Source organism: Pseudoalteromonas sp. G5_S1_54_S4 (assembly GCF_054968565.1).
Window position 1 is genome coordinate 1 of the sequence record NZ_JBQKUL010000009.1, and the last position, 16,260, is coordinate 16,260.

Here is a 16,260-nt window from a genome sequence, read left to right on the forward strand (position 1 = left end):
TCCCTACCCATTTAAAATAGATTACCCCTCTTTTAAAGCTCAACAGGTAAAGTATTTTCCTTTGCAACTACATGCTCATTAAGCAGTCGATTAGTGATTAACAATAAAGCGTGTGATTTTAAAATCTAATGCTTTTTGCTGGCTGTTTTATGTAAATGTATGTGTACGAAATGTTATTTCTGGCCTTCATTAGTTAAAACAGTAGTTTTTAAATCATTGTAAAATAATAGATTAATTTTCGAGCTAATACTTTAATTGTAAATTAAATGTTTAATTTTCGTTATTTAAGTTTGTGACCTACTCTGATCCTTAATCGGGTACAAGGTGTGCCGATTAATACAAATATATTAAAAACTTAAACTTTAACGGAGCGTAAACGTGAATTTATCTAAAATCACAATAGCAACTTTTGCTGCTTTAACTTTGGTTCAAGCAACAAATGCAGTAGCTGCGAATAAGAAATACCTAAATCAACAACCGACAATTAATAATATGGTGCAATCAAACTCTGCTTCCTTGTTATCAGTAAGTCCAAATCAGTTGATTGGGTTGAGTGTAGGGAACGAATTAGTTGTATTAAAAGAATTTACTAGCAATAACGGAGAAGTAACCCGCCGCTATCAACAAACGTATCAGGGCATTCCTGTCATTGGTGATACGGTCAGCTTAACATTTAATAATGGGTTGCTTAAAAAAGCCCATGGTGCAGCTGTTTATAATATTGATGAAGATTTATCTGATGTATCGGCTAAATTGACAAAAAAAGATGCGATTTTAAAAGGGTCTAAAACGGGTATAGCTGCAAAATCAGTAGGCTTAAAAAAACATAATGAGCAATCCAGACTTGCTATCTGGGTTGACGATCAAAATAAGGCGCATTTAGTTTATGAAGTGTCTTATGTTACTTATGGCAAGTCACCATCAAGGCCATACCTGATCATTGATGCTAATACCGGTGAGGTCTTGCTTAGTTACGATAACCTGCAACATGCTAATGCAACAGGCCCTGGGGGCAATCTAAAAACAGGCAAGTATTTATATGGAACTGATTTTGACAGCCTAGATGTTAGTCAATCAGGTAATACTTGTAGCATGAATAACGCAAATGTTCGCACTATTAATTTAAATGGCGGAACAAGTGGCTCTTCTGCGTATTCATTTACATGTCCTGAAAATACGTTTAAAGAAATTAACGGTGCTTATTCACCGCTAAACGATGCTCATTTTTTTGGTAACGTTATTTTTAATATGTATAACGATTGGTTAGGGACTGCGCCTTTGAGTTTTCAGTTACAAATGCGGGTTCATTACTCAAGTAACTATGAAAATGCGTTTTGGGATGGCAGCGCAATGACCTTTGGTGATGGGCAAAATACATTCTACCCGTTGGTGAGTTTAGATGTTTCTGCGCATGAAGTCAGCCATGGCTTTACTGAGCAAAATTCAGGCTTGATTTACAATGGTAAACCAGGCGGATTAAACGAAGCATTTTCGGATATGGCTGGTGAAGCCGCTGAATTTTATATGAAAGGCAGCAACGATTGGCTAGTTGGAAAGGATATTTTTAAAGGTAATGGTGCACTGCGTTACATGAATAATCCTACCCAAGATGGCCGTTCAATAGATAACCAAAGTAACTATTATTCAGGTATGGACGTGCATTATAGTTCAGGTGTTTATAACAAGGCATTTTATAATCTAGCAACCACGCCGGGTTGGGATACGCAAAAAGCCTTTATCGTAATGGCACGTGCTAACCAACTATATTGGAGTGCGGGTGTAGGCTGGGATTTAGCCGGTAACGGTGTGATGGATGCTGCGTGTGATTTAAATTATGACCCTAATGATGTAAAAGCCGCTTTGGCTGCGGTAGGTGTTAATTCAAATCTTAGTTCAGGTAGTGATTGTGCTACACCACCACCACCGACTGACGATGAAGTGTTAACCAATGGGGTGACGCGTACGGGTATTAGCGGCGCAGAAAAAGAGCAACTATTCTTTACTTTGGAAGTCCCTGACGGCGCAACAAATCTTCAATTTAATACAATGGGTGGCTCAGGTGATGCAGACCTATATGTTAAATTTGCTAGTAGACCAAGCTTAAATAACTATGATTGCAATAGCACAACATCTACCAGTACAGAAAGCTGCAACATAAGTAATGCACAAGTAGGAACTTACTATGTAATGGTTGAAGCATGGAGTGCGATATCTGGTGTATCGCTAACGGGAAGCTACTCTGATGGGAATGGTGGTGTGACACCAATTAATAGAACTGAGTCTAATATTAATGTGACTACTAATAACTGGAGCCGCTTTACTCAAGATTTATCAGAAGGGTATAGCACTTTAAATATTAGTATTGCCGGTGGTAATGGTGATGCTGATCTTTATGTAAACTTTGGCTCGCCTTCAAGTACGTCTTCATACTTATGTAGACCCTACAAAAATGGTAATAATGAAGAATGTACATTTGATAACCCACAAGCAGGTACTTGGTACATTGATTTAAGAGGTTACAGCTTAGCAAGTGGCGTAACACTCAACGTAACGGCTAATTAGGCATACATATAAAAAGGGGCTTTGCCCCTTTTTTAATGCTTAAAATAAAGGTAACAAGATAAGGAATATTTATGAACTACTTTAAACAGTTAGCAGTTATTACTACTTTAACCTTAAGTTTTAATTGCTTAGCAAATGAAAATCCAGACAATATTTGGGTAACTATTGATTCAACTTTAGCCCAGCATTATCAATATGAACAAGGTACATTTTTGCAAAAAATACAATTTGCGCATAGAAAATCAAGTATTTTACCTGACGTTGATTTACTCAGTGTACCGCGTGACGCAGTGAACAATTTAAGTGAGTTTATGCACCAGAACTATAACCGTTGTGGTGGGTTTGTTGCGCATAGTTCGTTCGAAGAAGCGAATGATTACGCAAAACAATTAGCTGTTGTTCAAAATAGCCAAGCTACATCAGCCTTTAATTATTCAATTGATAATGCGCAAACAGTACAAAGTTTAATTAGTGCACAAAGCCCAATTAATTTACAAAGCACTGTAAATTCACTCACTAGTTTTAATAATCGTTATTATACTTCGCAAACCGGCGTTGATGCCTCACAGTGGCTGCAAAGTTATTGGCAACAAATTGCCAGCGTTCGAAGTGATATAACCATTGAGAGTTATCAGCATAGCTGGGCGCAATCATCAGTGATTGTAACCATTGCAGGTGCTGAAAATGCAGATGAAATTGTTATTATTGGGTGGCATTTAGACTCGATTAATAAAGCAAATCCAGCACAAGGGCGCTCTCCTGGCGCGGATGATAATGCATCGGGTATTGCAGTGTTAACGGAAGCGTTAAGAGCAATTGTTGATACAAATTATAAACCGCAAAAAACTATTCAAATAATGGCGTTTGCAGCAGAGGAGGTGGGGTTAAAAGGGTCTAAAGCTATAGCCAGTAGCTATCGTTCGCTGGGTAAGAATGTAGTTGGCATGGTGCAATTTGACATGACTGGTAATAACGGCAGTATCGAAGATATTATTATGATGACGGATTACACCACCAATGCTCAAAACCAGTTTTTAGCCCAGCTGATAGACACCTACTTACCCCAAATTAGTTATGGCTTTGATCAATGTGGGTATGGTTGCTCCGATCATGCTTCGTGGTATCAACAAGGGTTTGCGGCCTCTATGCCTTTCGAATCAAAAATGAATGACATTAACCCACTGATACATACACAAAACGACAGTAATTTTGACGCTGATCATGCAATTAAATTTGCTAACTTAGCGGTTAGTTTTGTTGCAGAATTGGCAAAAAATGCCGGTGATGTCACTCCGCCAAATAATAATGAGTTAGTAAATGGTGAACCAATTTCTGGTATAAATGCCACTGCTAAAGAGCAGCTTATCTATACATTGAATGTACCAAAAGGAGCGCAAAATTTAAGCTTTGAAACCTCAGGTGATAATGGCGATGCCGATTTATACGTTAAATATAATCAGGCGCCAACATTAAGCGATTTCGATTGTAAAAGTACGTCTGCCACAAGTAATGAACGTTGTGATATTCCTACAAGCGATGATGGAACTTACTATGTAATGGTTGAGGCATATAGCGCAATTAACAATATTTCTTTGATAGGTAGTTTTGAGCCAGCTGGTGCTTTAGAGCCCATTAATCGCGTAGAAGATAACATTAGCGTAAATACTGGTGATTGGCAGCGTTATGAACAACGTTTAGTTGCAGGCTATTCTTCGCTAAATGTTGCCATTTCAGGTGGAACTGGCGATGCTGATTTGTATTTAAATTTTGATGCGCCATCATCTAATACACAATATGTGTGTCGCCCTTATAAAAATGGCAACACAGAAACATGTACTGTCTCTGCACCCCAAGCAGGTTTATGGTACATAGATATTAAAGGTTATCGTAATGCAAATGGCATTACCTTAACTATTAATGCAGAATAATTAACAGGGGCATAAGCCCCTTTAAAGGCCAAATTCTCACGCTATTTGGCTTGCCCTTCATCAATAGCTTACGTAGAATCCCGCTATTATTTTTTATAAAGTGATTGGTATTATCAAACAGCTGTTTAGTGCAACCGGGCCTTTGGCTTTATCAATAGATGGATACTCACCACGCCAACCTCAAATTGATATGGCCGTGGCTGTTGAGGATGCATTAAAAACAAGTTCCCAGCTTGTTGTTGAGGCCGGTACTGGCACAGGTAAAACCTTTGCTTATTTAGCGCCAGCCCTTAAATCTAAGGGCAAAACAATAATTTCAACCGGTTCTAAAGCACTGCAAGAACAGCTGTATCATCGTGATTTACCGGTGTTAGTAAAAGCCTTAGGCGCGGCAAAAAAAACGGCATTGTTAAAAGGGCGTGCCAATTATTTATGCACTTATCGGCTTACCCAACATGTTGCACACGTACCCACAGACGACCCTGATGTAATGCATCAGCTCGCTATGGTTGCTAAATTTGCCAGTGAAACGCATACGGGCGATTTAGCCGACTGTATTGGTATTGAAGAAGATGCCAAAGTGTTGCCGTATGTCAGCTCGACTGCAGATAACTGTTTAGGTAAAGAGTGCCCTGACTTTCAAGAGTGCTACATTCGTAAAGCGCGTTTAAAAGCAGGGGATGCCGACGTTGTCGTGATTAACCATCATCTATTTTTTGCCGATATGGCGGTTAAAGAGTCTGGCTTTGCAGAGCTAATGCCTAGCGCAGATGCTTATATATTTGATGAAGCCCACCAGTTAAGTGAAATTGCCAGCGACTATTTTGGCGAAACCATGAGTACTAAAAAGCTGGTGGATTTAATTAATGATTTACGCGCTATTTACCGCGCTGAAATTCCTGACATGATGCAATTAGGCAAAAGTTTGAATAAACTGGAAACCAGTGTCGCCGATTTAAGATTGCAGTTTGGTGTGGATGGTAGCCGCGGTGATTGGCGTGAAAAGCTCAGTAATAAGCTTATTTGCTCTGCATTACATCGTGTTATTAGTGATTTAGAATTTGTGTATCAGGTTTTAAAACATTGCTTAGAACGAAGTGATAAAATTGAACACCCATTTGAGCGGGTGCTGGCATTTAAAGGCCAGTTAGAGCGTGTGTTCGACACCGCCCAAACAGGCTTTAGTTATTGGTACGAAACCACGCGGCGCTATTTAACCATTAATATAACGCCACTGAATGTATCGGCTAAATTTGCTTTGATGATGAAAGAGTCTGGCGCAGGGTTTGTGTTTACCTCGGCCACGTTATCGGTCGACAACGAACTCACTCACTTTAATGCCAGCCTTGGGTTAAAACCAAAGCAAAGTATGATGGTAGACAGTCCGTTTGATTATGAAAATCAGGCGCTATTGTGTTTACCGCGCTATTTACCTGAAACCCACGCAGATAATATGCCGCATGCGATTGTAAAGTTAACTCTCGAACTCATAAAATCAGCAAAAGGGCGTTGTTTTGTGCTATTTACTAGTTACCGAATGATGCATTTAGTGGCTGAGGGCTTAACCACACAAATGGACTACCCGGTTTACATGCAAGGGCAAATGTCTAAACGCATTATATTAGAAAAATTTACCCGTCATGGTAATGCCGTGTTACTCGGTACAGCGTCCTTTTGGGAAGGAGTTGATGTAAGAGGCAGTACTTTAAGCTGTGTTATTATCGACAAACTGCCGTTTGCAGCGCCCGATGATCCGCTACTGCAAGCTAGAATGCAAGATTGCCAAATGCAAGGAAAAGACCCGTTTGCGCATATTCAGTTACCACAAGCGGTTATAGCCTTAAAGCAGGGGGTAGGTCGCTTAATTCGTGATAACAAAGATAAAGGCGTGTTAGTAATTTGCGATAATCGTTTAGTTACACGCCAATATGGACAAGTATTTTTAAAGAGTTTACCGCCAATGCGCCGTACACGTAGCTTAGAAGATGCAAATACATTTTTAAAACATATTAATTGAGTACAAAAATGATCAAAAGTAACATTCTCGCCCTAGACGCTTCTACTGAGGCTTTATCGCTTGTTTTGCATTATCAGGGTAAAACATTTCATCATTTTGAAGAGTGTCCGCAGCAGCATAGCCAAAAAATTCTGCCACTTATTGATGAGCTGCTTAATAAAGCCAATTGTAAATTAAAAGATTTAGATGTTATTGGCTTTGGCCAAGGTCCAGGCAGCTTTACGGGTGTTCGTATTAGTGTGGCCATAGCACAAGGGCTTGGGTATTCAACGAATTTACCGCTAGTGGGGGTTTCTACCTTAGCGGTTATGGCGCAACAAGCGTTTGAACAATTTGGCGATGAAGTGGTTTATTCAAGCATTGATGCGCGTATGGGGGAAATATACTTTGCTCAATACCAAGTTAATAATAATTTGATGACACTTCAAGGTGAAGAACGTGTTTTTAAGCCAGAACTGCTTGATGCTTCATTGATAGACACAAACAAAACAGCAACCGGCGTGGGGACTGGATTTAAAAGCTATCCCGATGCATTAACTACATTTACAAATGTGAGTGTACACCCTGAAATTACGCTACCCGATGCACAATACATGTTAGCGTTTGTGGATGCACAGTATCTTGCAGGTAATGGCGTAAAAGCAAGTGATGCTCAGCCTAAGTATGTGCGTGATACAGTGACATGGAAAAAATTACCAGGCCGCGAGTAACGCTAAGTTGTATTGTTTGCATATTGAGCTATTTTAAATCATAATTTAAGCATGTTGTTGGTTGGAGAAGCGTAATGTCGCTGCCTATAAGCTCTGGTTTTTTTACTGGTGATATCCCTGCTAAGGTGCGTTCTACTGCTGTTGTTACGGCAAAGCCCGAACGACTATCAGAGCAGCCAATACCACAGAAAACCAATACAGACTATGTTAAGAGTAGCCCCGAAGGGCTCGAACTTGCAAAAGAGTTTGTAAAAGCGAACACCAAAGAGGCCCAATACAGCCAAACTATTTACGATCAACCGAGTGCGCAAGTCAGTAAGGCAATTTCTACTTACACTGAGTTTGCTAATTTAGAGCGAAGAGCTGAAGTTCAAAGCTTAATTGGTGTTGATATATACGCTTAATTATAAAATTAATAGCCAAATAAAAAGCCCGAATAAATTATTCGGGCTTTTTATTTTCATACCAGTAATTACTGTTCTATGTAACTAATCAGTTTTTTAGCTATGTCAGTATTGTTTTGTGAACCAATAAAATCATCGCTATTTTTACCATAGGCGAATACTTGTACATCAGAAGCGGTATGTCCGCCCGTTGTCCAACCAGTGAAACTTAAATCATTGATAATACTTTTAACCGCTAAATTAAGGGTTTTTTCACCCATGGCTTTAGCTTGCTTAAGTTTAATTTCGTTTTCAGTTGTAAACTCAATACGGGTATTGGCCTGCCATACCGTTTTAAGGTTATCTGATCCCATTAATAATTTGGTTAATGTACCCGCAGTGGCTTTAACACCTTTGATGATGTCGGTTTCCCATTTGTATTGGCCATGCGCGCCAATGGTTAAACCGCCTGTAGAGTGATCAGCCGTGATCACTAAAATAGTGTCTGGGTTTTTATCTACATAGGCTTTTGCCGTTTCGATTGATTTTGCAAAGTCGTCCATTTCAGCCATTGCGCAAGCAATGTCATTTGCGTGACCACACCAGTCAATTTGGCTGCCTTCAATCATCACAAAAAAGCCTCTATCGTTTTGCCCATCAAGCAAATCAAACGCTTTAGAGGTTAACTGTTTTAATCTCGTAGGGTTTTCATCTAGCGCAAAAGGTAATCCCTTAGGTGCGTATAGACCAATGGCAGGGATTTGTGTGATTTGACCTAAGTTTTTAATATCGTCGCCGTATTGATAACCTGCTTTTTTAAATTCGTCGACTAAGTTTCTGTCATCACGAATAAAATATTGAGTACCACCGCCTAACATTAAATCAACCGGTAATTTACCAGCAATTTTATTGTCAATGTAGTCGTTTGCGATGTCATCATAATTTCTTCTTGATTCATTATGTGCGGCAAAGCTTGCAGGTGTTGCATGGTTAATTTGTGATGTAGCCACTAACGCTGTTGTCATTCCTTGCTCTTTTGCAATTTCTAGCATGGTTTTAACCGGTTTTTTGGCCGTATCGACAGCGATTGCGCCATTATAACTTTTATGGCCGCTGCTAAGTGCGGTTGCACCTGCGGCACTGTCTGTTACATAAGTATGGTCATCAGGATAAGTGTGCGCCATGCCTTTCAACATAGTGTCGAAAACGGTTGTTTCTATTTCTTTTGTTGTAGGGTCATCTTTGTAATAACGATAAGCGGTAGTGAAAGCGGGACCCATGCCATCACCAATCATATAAATAACATTTTTAGGCGCTGTTTGAGCGAATGCTCCTGTTGTACATAAAAGCGCTAATAAGCCGAACTGTTTTTTCATTGTGTGTACCCTTTAAGTGTACTTATTTTAATAGCGACTAATATTGTATACCGATAGCAAGATAAATAAATGAATATGTTATGAAATCTCGAAATTTAAGTGTGTGTTCTATTAGTTCAGTTCTATTATTTGTGTATTAACTCTTGTATGTTATGGCCATAACCAAATAAAAAAGTTGAGGTTTGCGTTGCAACCATTTTCGGTAAAAGCTAATGACCTAGATATACACGGTATTAAATTTGGAGACGGTGAAGACGTCGTTATCGCTCTGCATGGCTGGCTAGATAATAGTGCTAGCTTTGTGCCTATGCTGAGTCGAGCTGCACCTTCGCAAACATGGTATTGCATTGATTTTCCAGGGCATGGACTGTCATCTTGGCGAAGCCCTCAGGCACATTACTACTTTATTGATTATGTGGATGATGTGTATGCATTAATCACAGCGCTTAAGTTAAAGAAGGTACACTTAGTTGGTCATTCTATGGGGGCTATGGTTGCAGGACTATTTGCTAGTTGTTTTAGTGAGTATGTAAAATCTGTTTCTTTTATTGAAGGTATAGGTTGTGTCACTACCGATAGCGATGAAGTGTGTTCTCAGCTAAGAAATGCCATACTAAACCGAGCAAGGCTTAGTACAAAAAAATCACGGGTATACACTTCAAAACAACAAATTTATCAAGCACGTGCAAAAACAACTGATTTAAATAATGAACAAATTGCATTGCTGATGGACAGAAACATAAAACAAATGCACAGTGGTTTTGAGCTAACTTGCGATCCTAAGCTTAAAAATCACTCAGGTTTTCGATTTGATGAAGCGCAATGTATTGGTGCAATAAAAGAATTAATTGCACCATGCCAATTAATATTAGGTGATAAAGGTTATCCATTTGTAAAACAAAATCTAGACAAGTATAGTAAATATTACAATAACTTGAGTGTAATAGATGTGCCTGGTGGGCATCATTGCCATATGCAAAGTAGTGGACTATGTTTTGAACACATTCACGCATTTATGGTGCAAAGTAGTGCATGTTAATTGTATATTACCGATAAATGTGGGATTATCTCTAAATTAGAGTATTTGCTCAATTGTGAAAGTGCCTTACTTAGATTAAGGTTAATAAAAATATAATTATAAACAGGGGCTAAGAGTGGAAAAAATCTGGCTTAAGCGCTACCCAGAAGGTATGCCTGAAACAATCGATCCTGAGCACTACAACTCGTTACTCGAAGTGTTTGAAAAAAGTTTTAATGATTACAAAGATTTACCTGCATTTACTAATATGGGTAAAACATTGTCATACAACGAAATTGACGCAGCAACAAAACGTGTTGCTGCTTATATTCAAAACGATTTAGGATTAAAAAAGGGCGATAAAGTCGCTGTTATGATGCCTAACTTGTTGCAAACCCCAATTGCTATATTAGGTATTCTACGCGCAGGGTGTGTGGTGGTTAACGTTAACCCGCTTTATACCGTTCGTGAGCTAGAGCACCAATTAAAAGATTCTGAAACATCAGCAATATTTATTCTTGCTAACTTTGCTGTCACGCTTGAAAAAGCACTGCCTAATACTGACGTTAAACACATTGTGGTTACGCAGGTTGGTGATATGATGGGTGGTCTTAAAAAGCATTTAGTTAATTTTGTGGTTAAGCATTTCAAAAAAATGGTACCAAGCTATACGTTGCCTAACACGATTAACTTTTGTGATTTATTAAAAGCTGATCTGAATGGCTATAAGCGCCCAGACGTTAACTTAAGCGATTTAGCATTTTTACAATACACAGGTGGTACAACTGGTGTTTCTAAAGGGGCAATGCTGAGCCACGGTAATATGGTGGGTAACCTTGAGCAAGTATCTGGTTGTTTAGATAACGTGCTTGAGCGTGGTAGAGAAGTGGTTATTACCGCACTACCGCTCTATCATATATTTGCATTAACAGCGAACTGTTTAGCATTTATGAAATACGGCGGCTTAAACGTTTTAATTACTAATCCACGTGATATGCCTGGATTTGTAAAAGAGCTTAGTCAGCATAAATTTACTGCTATTACAGGGGTGAACACTTTATTTAATGGCTTATTAAATACCCCTGGTTTCTCTGAGCTTGATTTTAGTCACCTTAAAATGTCATTAGGCGGCGGCATGGCAGTACAACGCCCTGTTGCAGAAAAATGGCAAAAGGTCACTAACAGCAAACTAATGGAAGGCTATGGCCTGACAGAATGTTCTCCTTTAGTCACAATTAGCCCGTATGATTTAGAAGCTTATAATGGCTCTATCGGTCTACCTGCGCCAAGTACTGACATTAAATTAATGCTCGATAACGGTGAAGAAGCTGCTAAAGGTGAGCCGGGTGAACTGTGGGTAAAAGGTCCGCAAGTAATGCTTGGTTACTATAATCGCCCTGATGCAACGGCTGAATGTTTAAAAGATGGCTGGTTTGCAACTGGTGATATTGCCACTTACGATGACGAAGGTTTTTTCTACATTGTTGATCGTAAAAAAGACATGATTATTGTTTCAGGCTTTAATGTTTTCCCAAATGAAATAGAAGAAGTGGTTGCCATGCATGAAGGCGTGCTTGAAGTGGCCGCGGTTGGTATCCCTCATGACATTAGTGGTGAACAAGTTAAAGTTTTTGTTGTGAAAAAAGACCCTTCTTTAACTGAAAAAGATATAATAAAACATTGTCGTGATAATTTAACTAATTACAAGGTTCCTAAACTCGTTGAGTTTAAGGATGAGTTACCCAAAACTAACGTGGGTAAAATTCTCAGAAGAGCCTTAAAAGATTAGCAACTATAAAAAAGCCGACATCAGTCGGCTTTTTTATTGTAGGAGACTCAGTGCACTACCAATTGATCCAAACCCAAAATGAGCTTAATACGTTTGTAGAACAAATTAAAAACAAACCCATTCTTGCTATTGATACCGAGTTTATGCGCCGCCGTACTTTGTATCCAGAAGTTGCACTTATTCAAGTTTATGATGGCGAACATTTAGCGCTTATTGACCCGCTTGCCGAGCTTTCCTTGTTTGATTTTTGGCAAATACTTAAAGATCCTAAAGTGCTAAAAGTACTCCATTCACCCTCAGAAGATATTGAAGTTTTTCAAAAGTACGCAGGATTTGTTCCTTATCCTTTATTCGATACCCAGTTTGCACTTCAGCTATTAGGTGAGGGAAACTGTATGGGCTTTGCCTTAATGGTGAAAACATTATTGAATATTGAGATTGATAAAAGCGAATCGCGCACTAATTGGTTACAACGCCCCCTTACCCAAAAGCAACTTGAATACGCTGCTGCTGATACGTATCACCTGCTGCCTTGTTTTGAGTTAATTATAGATAGCATTAAAGCCGCTGATTTATTTGATATTGTGATCAATGAAAGTGAATTAGTTGCCAATAAACGTGCTTTTCAAATTCCGGATGAGCTACTTTACAAAGAAATTAAAAATGCATGGCAACTTAAGCCGCATGAACTAGCGGTACTTAAAGAGTTAGCAGTATGGCGTCGAAATAAAGCTATTCGTAAAAATCTAGCGCTTAATTTTGTGCTTAAAGAGCACAATATGACCGAAATTGCCAAACGAGGCCCTTCAAGTTTAAATGCTCTGAGACAAATTCCTGGGGTAGAACCCATTGAAGTGAATCGTTCTGGGGTTGAAATTTTAAAGTGTATTGAGCAGGCCAAAGCCATTCCAGCTGAGCAACACCCACAAGTATTAAAGCGATTAATTGATTTTCCTACCTATAAAAAAGTAGCGAAGGAGATCAAACAAAAAATTACTAAAGTTGCTAAAGAGCATAACATTCCAGAAGACGTTATGGCCTCTAAAAAGCAAATAAATCAGCTAATTAGTTGGAACTGGAAATTAACTGCTCAGCAAAAAGAAAAACACATAAAACCAGATTTACTCAGCTCATGGCGATATGATTTTGTTAAAGATGCGCTAAAAGAGTGGGATAATTAAAGTATTAAATAGCTTGATGTAAAAAATAAAAAGGGCGCTTAGCGCCCTTTTTTATTATTTCTTTTCTTCGTCAGGTAATGTGACATTGAGCTCGAGTACCGCTAAATCGTCTTCATTTTGATCAAACTGAACTTGAACCGCATCGGCGCCTACATTAACGTACTTACGAATGACATCAAGAATATCTTGCTTTAATTGTGGCAAGTAATCTGGTGTTCCACGCTGAGAACGCTCGTGCGCGACAATGATCTGCAATCGCTCTTTTGCTAATGACGCACTGTTTTTCTTTTCTGAGCGGAAGTAGTCAAGTAAAGACACATTAACCTCCAAATATCCGTTTGAATAAACCCTTTTTCTCTACATCTAAAAATCTAAATTCAACCGTTTCGCCTAATAAACGACTGATCGCATCAGCATAAGCTTGACCTGCGTCTGATTCGCTATCAAGAATTACCGGTTGTCCAGAGTTTGATGCACTAAGCACTGCTTGAGATTCAGGAATGACACCTAGTAAGTCGATGGCTAGGATGTCCTGGATATCTTCAACAGATAGCATTTCACCTTTTGATACACGATCTGGATTATAGCGTGTTATTAGCAAATGCTCTTTAATGTTTTCTAATCCTTCTTCGGCACGTTTCGATTTACTATGTAAAATGCCTAGAATACGATCCGAATCTCGTACTGACGAGACTTCAGGGTTGGTTGTAACTATCGCTTCATCAGCGAAGTACATCGCCATCATAGCTCCGGCTTCAATACCTGCAGGAGAATCACAAACAATATAGTCAAAGTCTTCTTTTAACTCGTTCAATACGCGTTCAACACCATCACGGGTGAGTGCGTCTTTATCGCGAGTTTGTGAAGCAGGAAGTAAAAATAACTTTTCTACACGTTTGTCTTTTATGAGTGCTTGATTAAGGTTAGCTTCGCCATTGATCACATTAACAAAGTCATACACTACGCGACGTTCACAACCCATGATGAGGTCTAAATTACGTAAGCCGATATCAAAATCGATGATAACAGTTTTGTAGCCTTTTAATGCTAAGCCTGTACCAATTGCTGCGCTTGATGTTGTTTTACCAACACCCCCTTTACCCGAGGTAACGACAATTATTTTTGCCATGAGATTTATCCTTTAACCAAAGCTGAAATTTCTAAAGATTCATTTTTTTGTTGTATTTGAACTGCGTTACCCCAGTGTTCACCTTGCAGTGAGTCACTGATCCAGTAATTACCATTGATTGAAACGAGTTCTGCTTCTAATTTATTACAAAATATGTATGCGTTTTCGAGCCCTTTTGCGCCGGCAATTGCACGCCCTCGTAGGGTTCCGTAAATATGTACATTGCCATCGGCAATCACTTCTGCGCCATGGCTTACCGCGCCTAACACCACCAAGTCGCGGTCTTTGGCGTAAACTTGTTGGCCTGAGCGCACCGCACCATTAATAATTTGCGCTGGTAAATACACGGTTTTTTCTACAACCGAAGTATTTGGCTCTACTCTTGCGGGTTCACTCTTAACGTCTTGTGAATAGTTTAAAACAGATAACCCTGCGGCTTTTGCCTGTTTATGCTGTTCATCCGAACCATTACATACACCTACAGCATTAAAGCTCATGCGTTCAATAAGCGATTTTAAGTGAACAAAGTCGATTGCGCTGTTTTTTACTTCAATTAAATTGACGACAATGGGGGCACCCTCAAAGAACTTTGGGGCTTGGGCAATTTTTACATACAGTTGTTCTGCTAAAAGGTTAATATCAGTACTATAAAGATGTAAAACTGATAACGTAAAAAGGTTGCCTTTTAGCTCAAAAATTTGGTCCGACATAGATGCTCAACTGGATTGTCTAGTTAGCATGTAACTTTATATAAACCTAGGCTGAACAAGGCTTTTATTACAGTTTCCACACTAATTTTTATAACTTATTATTATTGCCATGTTATAGTGTGTAGCACTGTTAAGCAAGATTTTATAGGGCCATAATGCTAACTGCGGTATATAAAAGTAAGAAAAAAGCAGATACTTTCTTATTTATTGAAAAAAGAGACGATTTTAGTAAAGTTCCGGAACCTTTAATGGCCATGTTTGGTCAACCTCAGTACGTGATGATCATTAACTTAGCGAAGCGGACTCAATTAGGCGTAGCGGATTTAGACACTTTAAAACAGTCGCTTAGCGACCAAGGCTATTATTTACAAATTCCGCCACCAGAGGAAAACTTGCTAAGTCAATTAAGAAAACAAAATGGAGCAGATAGTGATTAAAAAATTAGCGGTTGTATTGTGTGGTGTGTGTTTAAGCTCATCGGTGATGGCAAAAACACAAGCTGAGTTTCAACAATATCTTACTAATTTAAAGCAAGAGGCAATAGCAAAAGGCTACGATACTCAGTTAATTGAGCAAGCATTTGCCACTGCATCTTATAAAGAAAAAGTCATTTCAGCAGACAAAAACCAGCCAGAAGTAAAAGAAACGCTGGAAACGTATTTACCAAAACGAGTACCGCAATGGAAAATAGATCGTGCGCGTAAATTGTATAAAGAAAACCAAGAAGTCTTGGAAAAAGTAGCAAAAGACTTTGGTGTTCAAGCGCGTTTTATTGTGGCTATTTGGGGTTTAGAAAGCAATTTTGGCGCTATTCAAGGCGGCCACAATGTTATTTCATCCTTAGTAACTTTAGCATTTGATGGACGTCGTGAAGCGTTATACAAACGCCAATTGTGGGCAGCACTGGATATATTAAAGTCGGGTCATATCACGCTTGATAAATTTAAAGGCTCATGGGCGGGTGCTATGGGTCAAACCCAATTTATGCCAACCTCATTTAATGCCTACGCCGTTGATTACAACAACGATGGCCGCAAAGATATTTGGACAACCAAAGAAGACGCGTTTGCTTCAATTGCAAATTACTTAAAGCAAGAGGGTTGGAATGATAATTTAACCTGGGGTCGCCAGGTACAATTGCCCGCTGATTTTGATAAGCAGTATATATTAAAGCGCGGTACTAAAACCCGAAAGCAATGGCTAGAGTACTGGGATAAATCAGAGCGCTCTTTAGCAGATTGGCAAGCATTAGGTGTTCGTCGTGTTGATGGCAGTGATTTACCTACGGTTGCTGTAGATGCAGCACTGGTGATGCCGGATGATATAAATGGACGCATGTATTTAGCATACGATAACTACAAAGTATTTATGCACTGGAATCGTTCATACTACTTTGCAACCAGCGTAGGTTATTTGTCAGATAGAATTGCTTACCCAAAAATTTAAGCTAAAGAGAA

The 16,260-nt window shown here is 39.1% G+C and carries 14 protein-coding genes; 10 read left to right on the top strand and 4 right to left on the bottom strand.

Annotated elements, in window-relative coordinates:
- The first annotated feature begins 378 nt into the window (after positions 1-378).
- From ACTRWE_RS05605 to ACTRWE_RS05625, 5 genes are all read left to right on the top strand, one after another.
- The gene (locus ACTRWE_RS05605; protein WP_462879621.1) at positions 379-2,562 is read left to right on the top strand and encodes a M4 family metallopeptidase; all 2,184 of its coding nucleotides are present in this window, start codon (positions 379-381) and stop codon (positions 2,560-2,562) included.
- 71 nt (positions 2,563-2,633) lie between these two features.
- Positions 2,634-4,490: a M28 family metallopeptidase gene (locus ACTRWE_RS05610; protein WP_462879622.1), complete on the top strand. Its 1,857-nt coding sequence runs from the start codon at positions 2,634-2,636 to the stop codon at positions 4,488-4,490.
- Positions 4,491-4,590: 100 nt separating this feature from the next.
- Positions 4,591-6,507 (top strand): ATP-dependent DNA helicase, encoded by a 1,917-nt coding sequence (locus ACTRWE_RS05615; protein WP_462879623.1) that lies wholly within the window; start codon positions 4,591-4,593, stop codon positions 6,505-6,507.
- A gap of 8 nt (positions 6,508-6,515) precedes the next feature.
- Positions 6,516-7,217, top strand: coding sequence for a tRNA (adenosine(37)-N6)-threonylcarbamoyltransferase complex dimerization subunit type 1 TsaB (gene tsaB / locus ACTRWE_RS05620; RefSeq protein WP_462879624.1), 702 nt, complete (start codon positions 6,516-6,518; stop codon positions 7,215-7,217).
- A gap of 74 nt (positions 7,218-7,291) precedes the next feature.
- Entirely contained in the window at positions 7,292-7,621 is a 330-nt protein-coding gene (locus tag ACTRWE_RS05625; protein WP_013463304.1) for a hypothetical protein, read from the top strand.
- A 68-nt stretch (positions 7,622-7,689) separates the two neighbouring features.
- On the opposite strand, the gene ACTRWE_RS05630 is transcribed toward ACTRWE_RS05625, so the two are convergent.
- Complete coding sequence (locus ACTRWE_RS05630) at positions 7,690-8,976, bottom strand: alkaline phosphatase (RefSeq protein ID WP_427683371.1); 1,287 nt, start codon at positions 8,974-8,976, stop codon at positions 7,690-7,692.
- A 187-nt stretch (positions 8,977-9,163) separates the two neighbouring features.
- On the opposite strand from ACTRWE_RS05630, the gene ACTRWE_RS05635 reads away from it, so the two are divergent.
- From ACTRWE_RS05635 to rnd, 3 genes are all read left to right on the top strand, one after another.
- Positions 9,164-10,015, top strand: a complete 852-nt coding sequence (locus tag ACTRWE_RS05635) for an alpha/beta fold hydrolase (protein WP_462879625.1) — start codon at positions 9,164-9,166, stop codon at positions 10,013-10,015.
- Between the two features lie 115 nt (positions 10,016-10,130).
- Entirely contained in the window at positions 10,131-11,783 is a 1,653-nt protein-coding gene (gene fadD / locus ACTRWE_RS05640) for a long-chain-fatty-acid--CoA ligase FadD (RefSeq protein WP_028834578.1), read from the top strand.
- 50 nt (positions 11,784-11,833) lie between these two features.
- A complete protein-coding gene (gene rnd, locus ACTRWE_RS05645; RefSeq protein WP_013463308.1) occupies positions 11,834-12,964 on the top strand; it encodes a ribonuclease D in 1,131 nt (376 codons plus the stop codon).
- A gap of 54 nt (positions 12,965-13,018) precedes the next feature.
- On the opposite strand, the gene minE is transcribed toward rnd, so the two are convergent.
- Genes minE through minC form a run of 3 tightly spaced genes read right to left on the bottom strand, consistent with a single transcriptional unit; the run spans position 13,019 to position 14,803 of the window.
- The gene (gene minE / locus ACTRWE_RS05650; protein WP_008111532.1) at positions 13,019-13,282 is read right to left on the bottom strand and encodes a cell division topological specificity factor MinE; all 264 of its coding nucleotides are present in this window, start codon (positions 13,280-13,282) and stop codon (positions 13,019-13,021) included.
- 1 nt (position 13,283) lies between these two features.
- Positions 13,284-14,093, bottom strand: a complete 810-nt coding sequence (gene minD, locus ACTRWE_RS05655) for a septum site-determining protein MinD (protein WP_013463309.1) — start codon at positions 14,091-14,093, stop codon at positions 13,284-13,286.
- Between the two features lie 5 nt (positions 14,094-14,098).
- Positions 14,099-14,803: a septum site-determining protein MinC gene (gene minC, locus ACTRWE_RS05660; protein WP_076923225.1), complete on the bottom strand. Its 705-nt coding sequence runs from the start codon at positions 14,801-14,803 to the stop codon at positions 14,099-14,101.
- Between the two features lie 155 nt (positions 14,804-14,958).
- On the opposite strand from minC, the gene ACTRWE_RS05665 reads away from it, so the two are divergent.
- Positions 14,959-15,240: a YcgL domain-containing protein gene (locus tag ACTRWE_RS05665; RefSeq protein WP_013463311.1), complete on the top strand. Its 282-nt coding sequence runs from the start codon at positions 14,959-14,961 to the stop codon at positions 15,238-15,240.
- Positions 15,233-16,249 (top strand): lytic murein transglycosylase, encoded by a 1,017-nt coding sequence (locus ACTRWE_RS05670; RefSeq protein ID WP_016900168.1) that lies wholly within the window; start codon positions 15,233-15,235, stop codon positions 16,247-16,249. Before ACTRWE_RS05665 ends, ACTRWE_RS05670 begins: the two co-directional genes overlap by 8 nt.
- The last annotated feature ends 11 nt before the right edge of the window (positions 16,250-16,260 follow it).

Excerpts from the sequence above, each read along its gene's own strand:
- ACTRWE_RS05610 (WP_462879622.1), top strand. The coding sequence starts at position 2,634 with ATGAACTACTTTAAACAGTTAGCAGTTATTACTACTTTAACCTTAAGT.
- tsaB (WP_462879624.1), top strand. The coding sequence starts at position 6,516 with ATGATCAAAAGTAACATTCTCGCCCTAGACGCTTCTACTGAGGCTTTA.
- ACTRWE_RS05625 (WP_013463304.1), top strand. The coding sequence starts at position 7,292 with ATGTCGCTGCCTATAAGCTCTGGTTTTTTTACTGGTGATATCCCTGCT.
- ACTRWE_RS05630 (WP_427683371.1), bottom strand. The coding sequence starts at position 8,976 with ATGAAAAAACAGTTCGGCTTATTAGCGCTTTTATGTACAACAGGAGCA.
- minD (WP_013463309.1), bottom strand. The coding sequence starts at position 14,093 with ATGGCAAAAATAATTGTCGTTACCTCGGGTAAAGGGGGTGTTGGTAAA.
- minC (WP_076923225.1), bottom strand. The coding sequence starts at position 14,803 with ATGTCGGACCAAATTTTTGAGCTAAAAGGCAACCTTTTTACGTTATCA.
- ACTRWE_RS05665 (WP_013463311.1), top strand. The coding sequence starts at position 14,959 with ATGCTAACTGCGGTATATAAAAGTAAGAAAAAAGCAGATACTTTCTTA.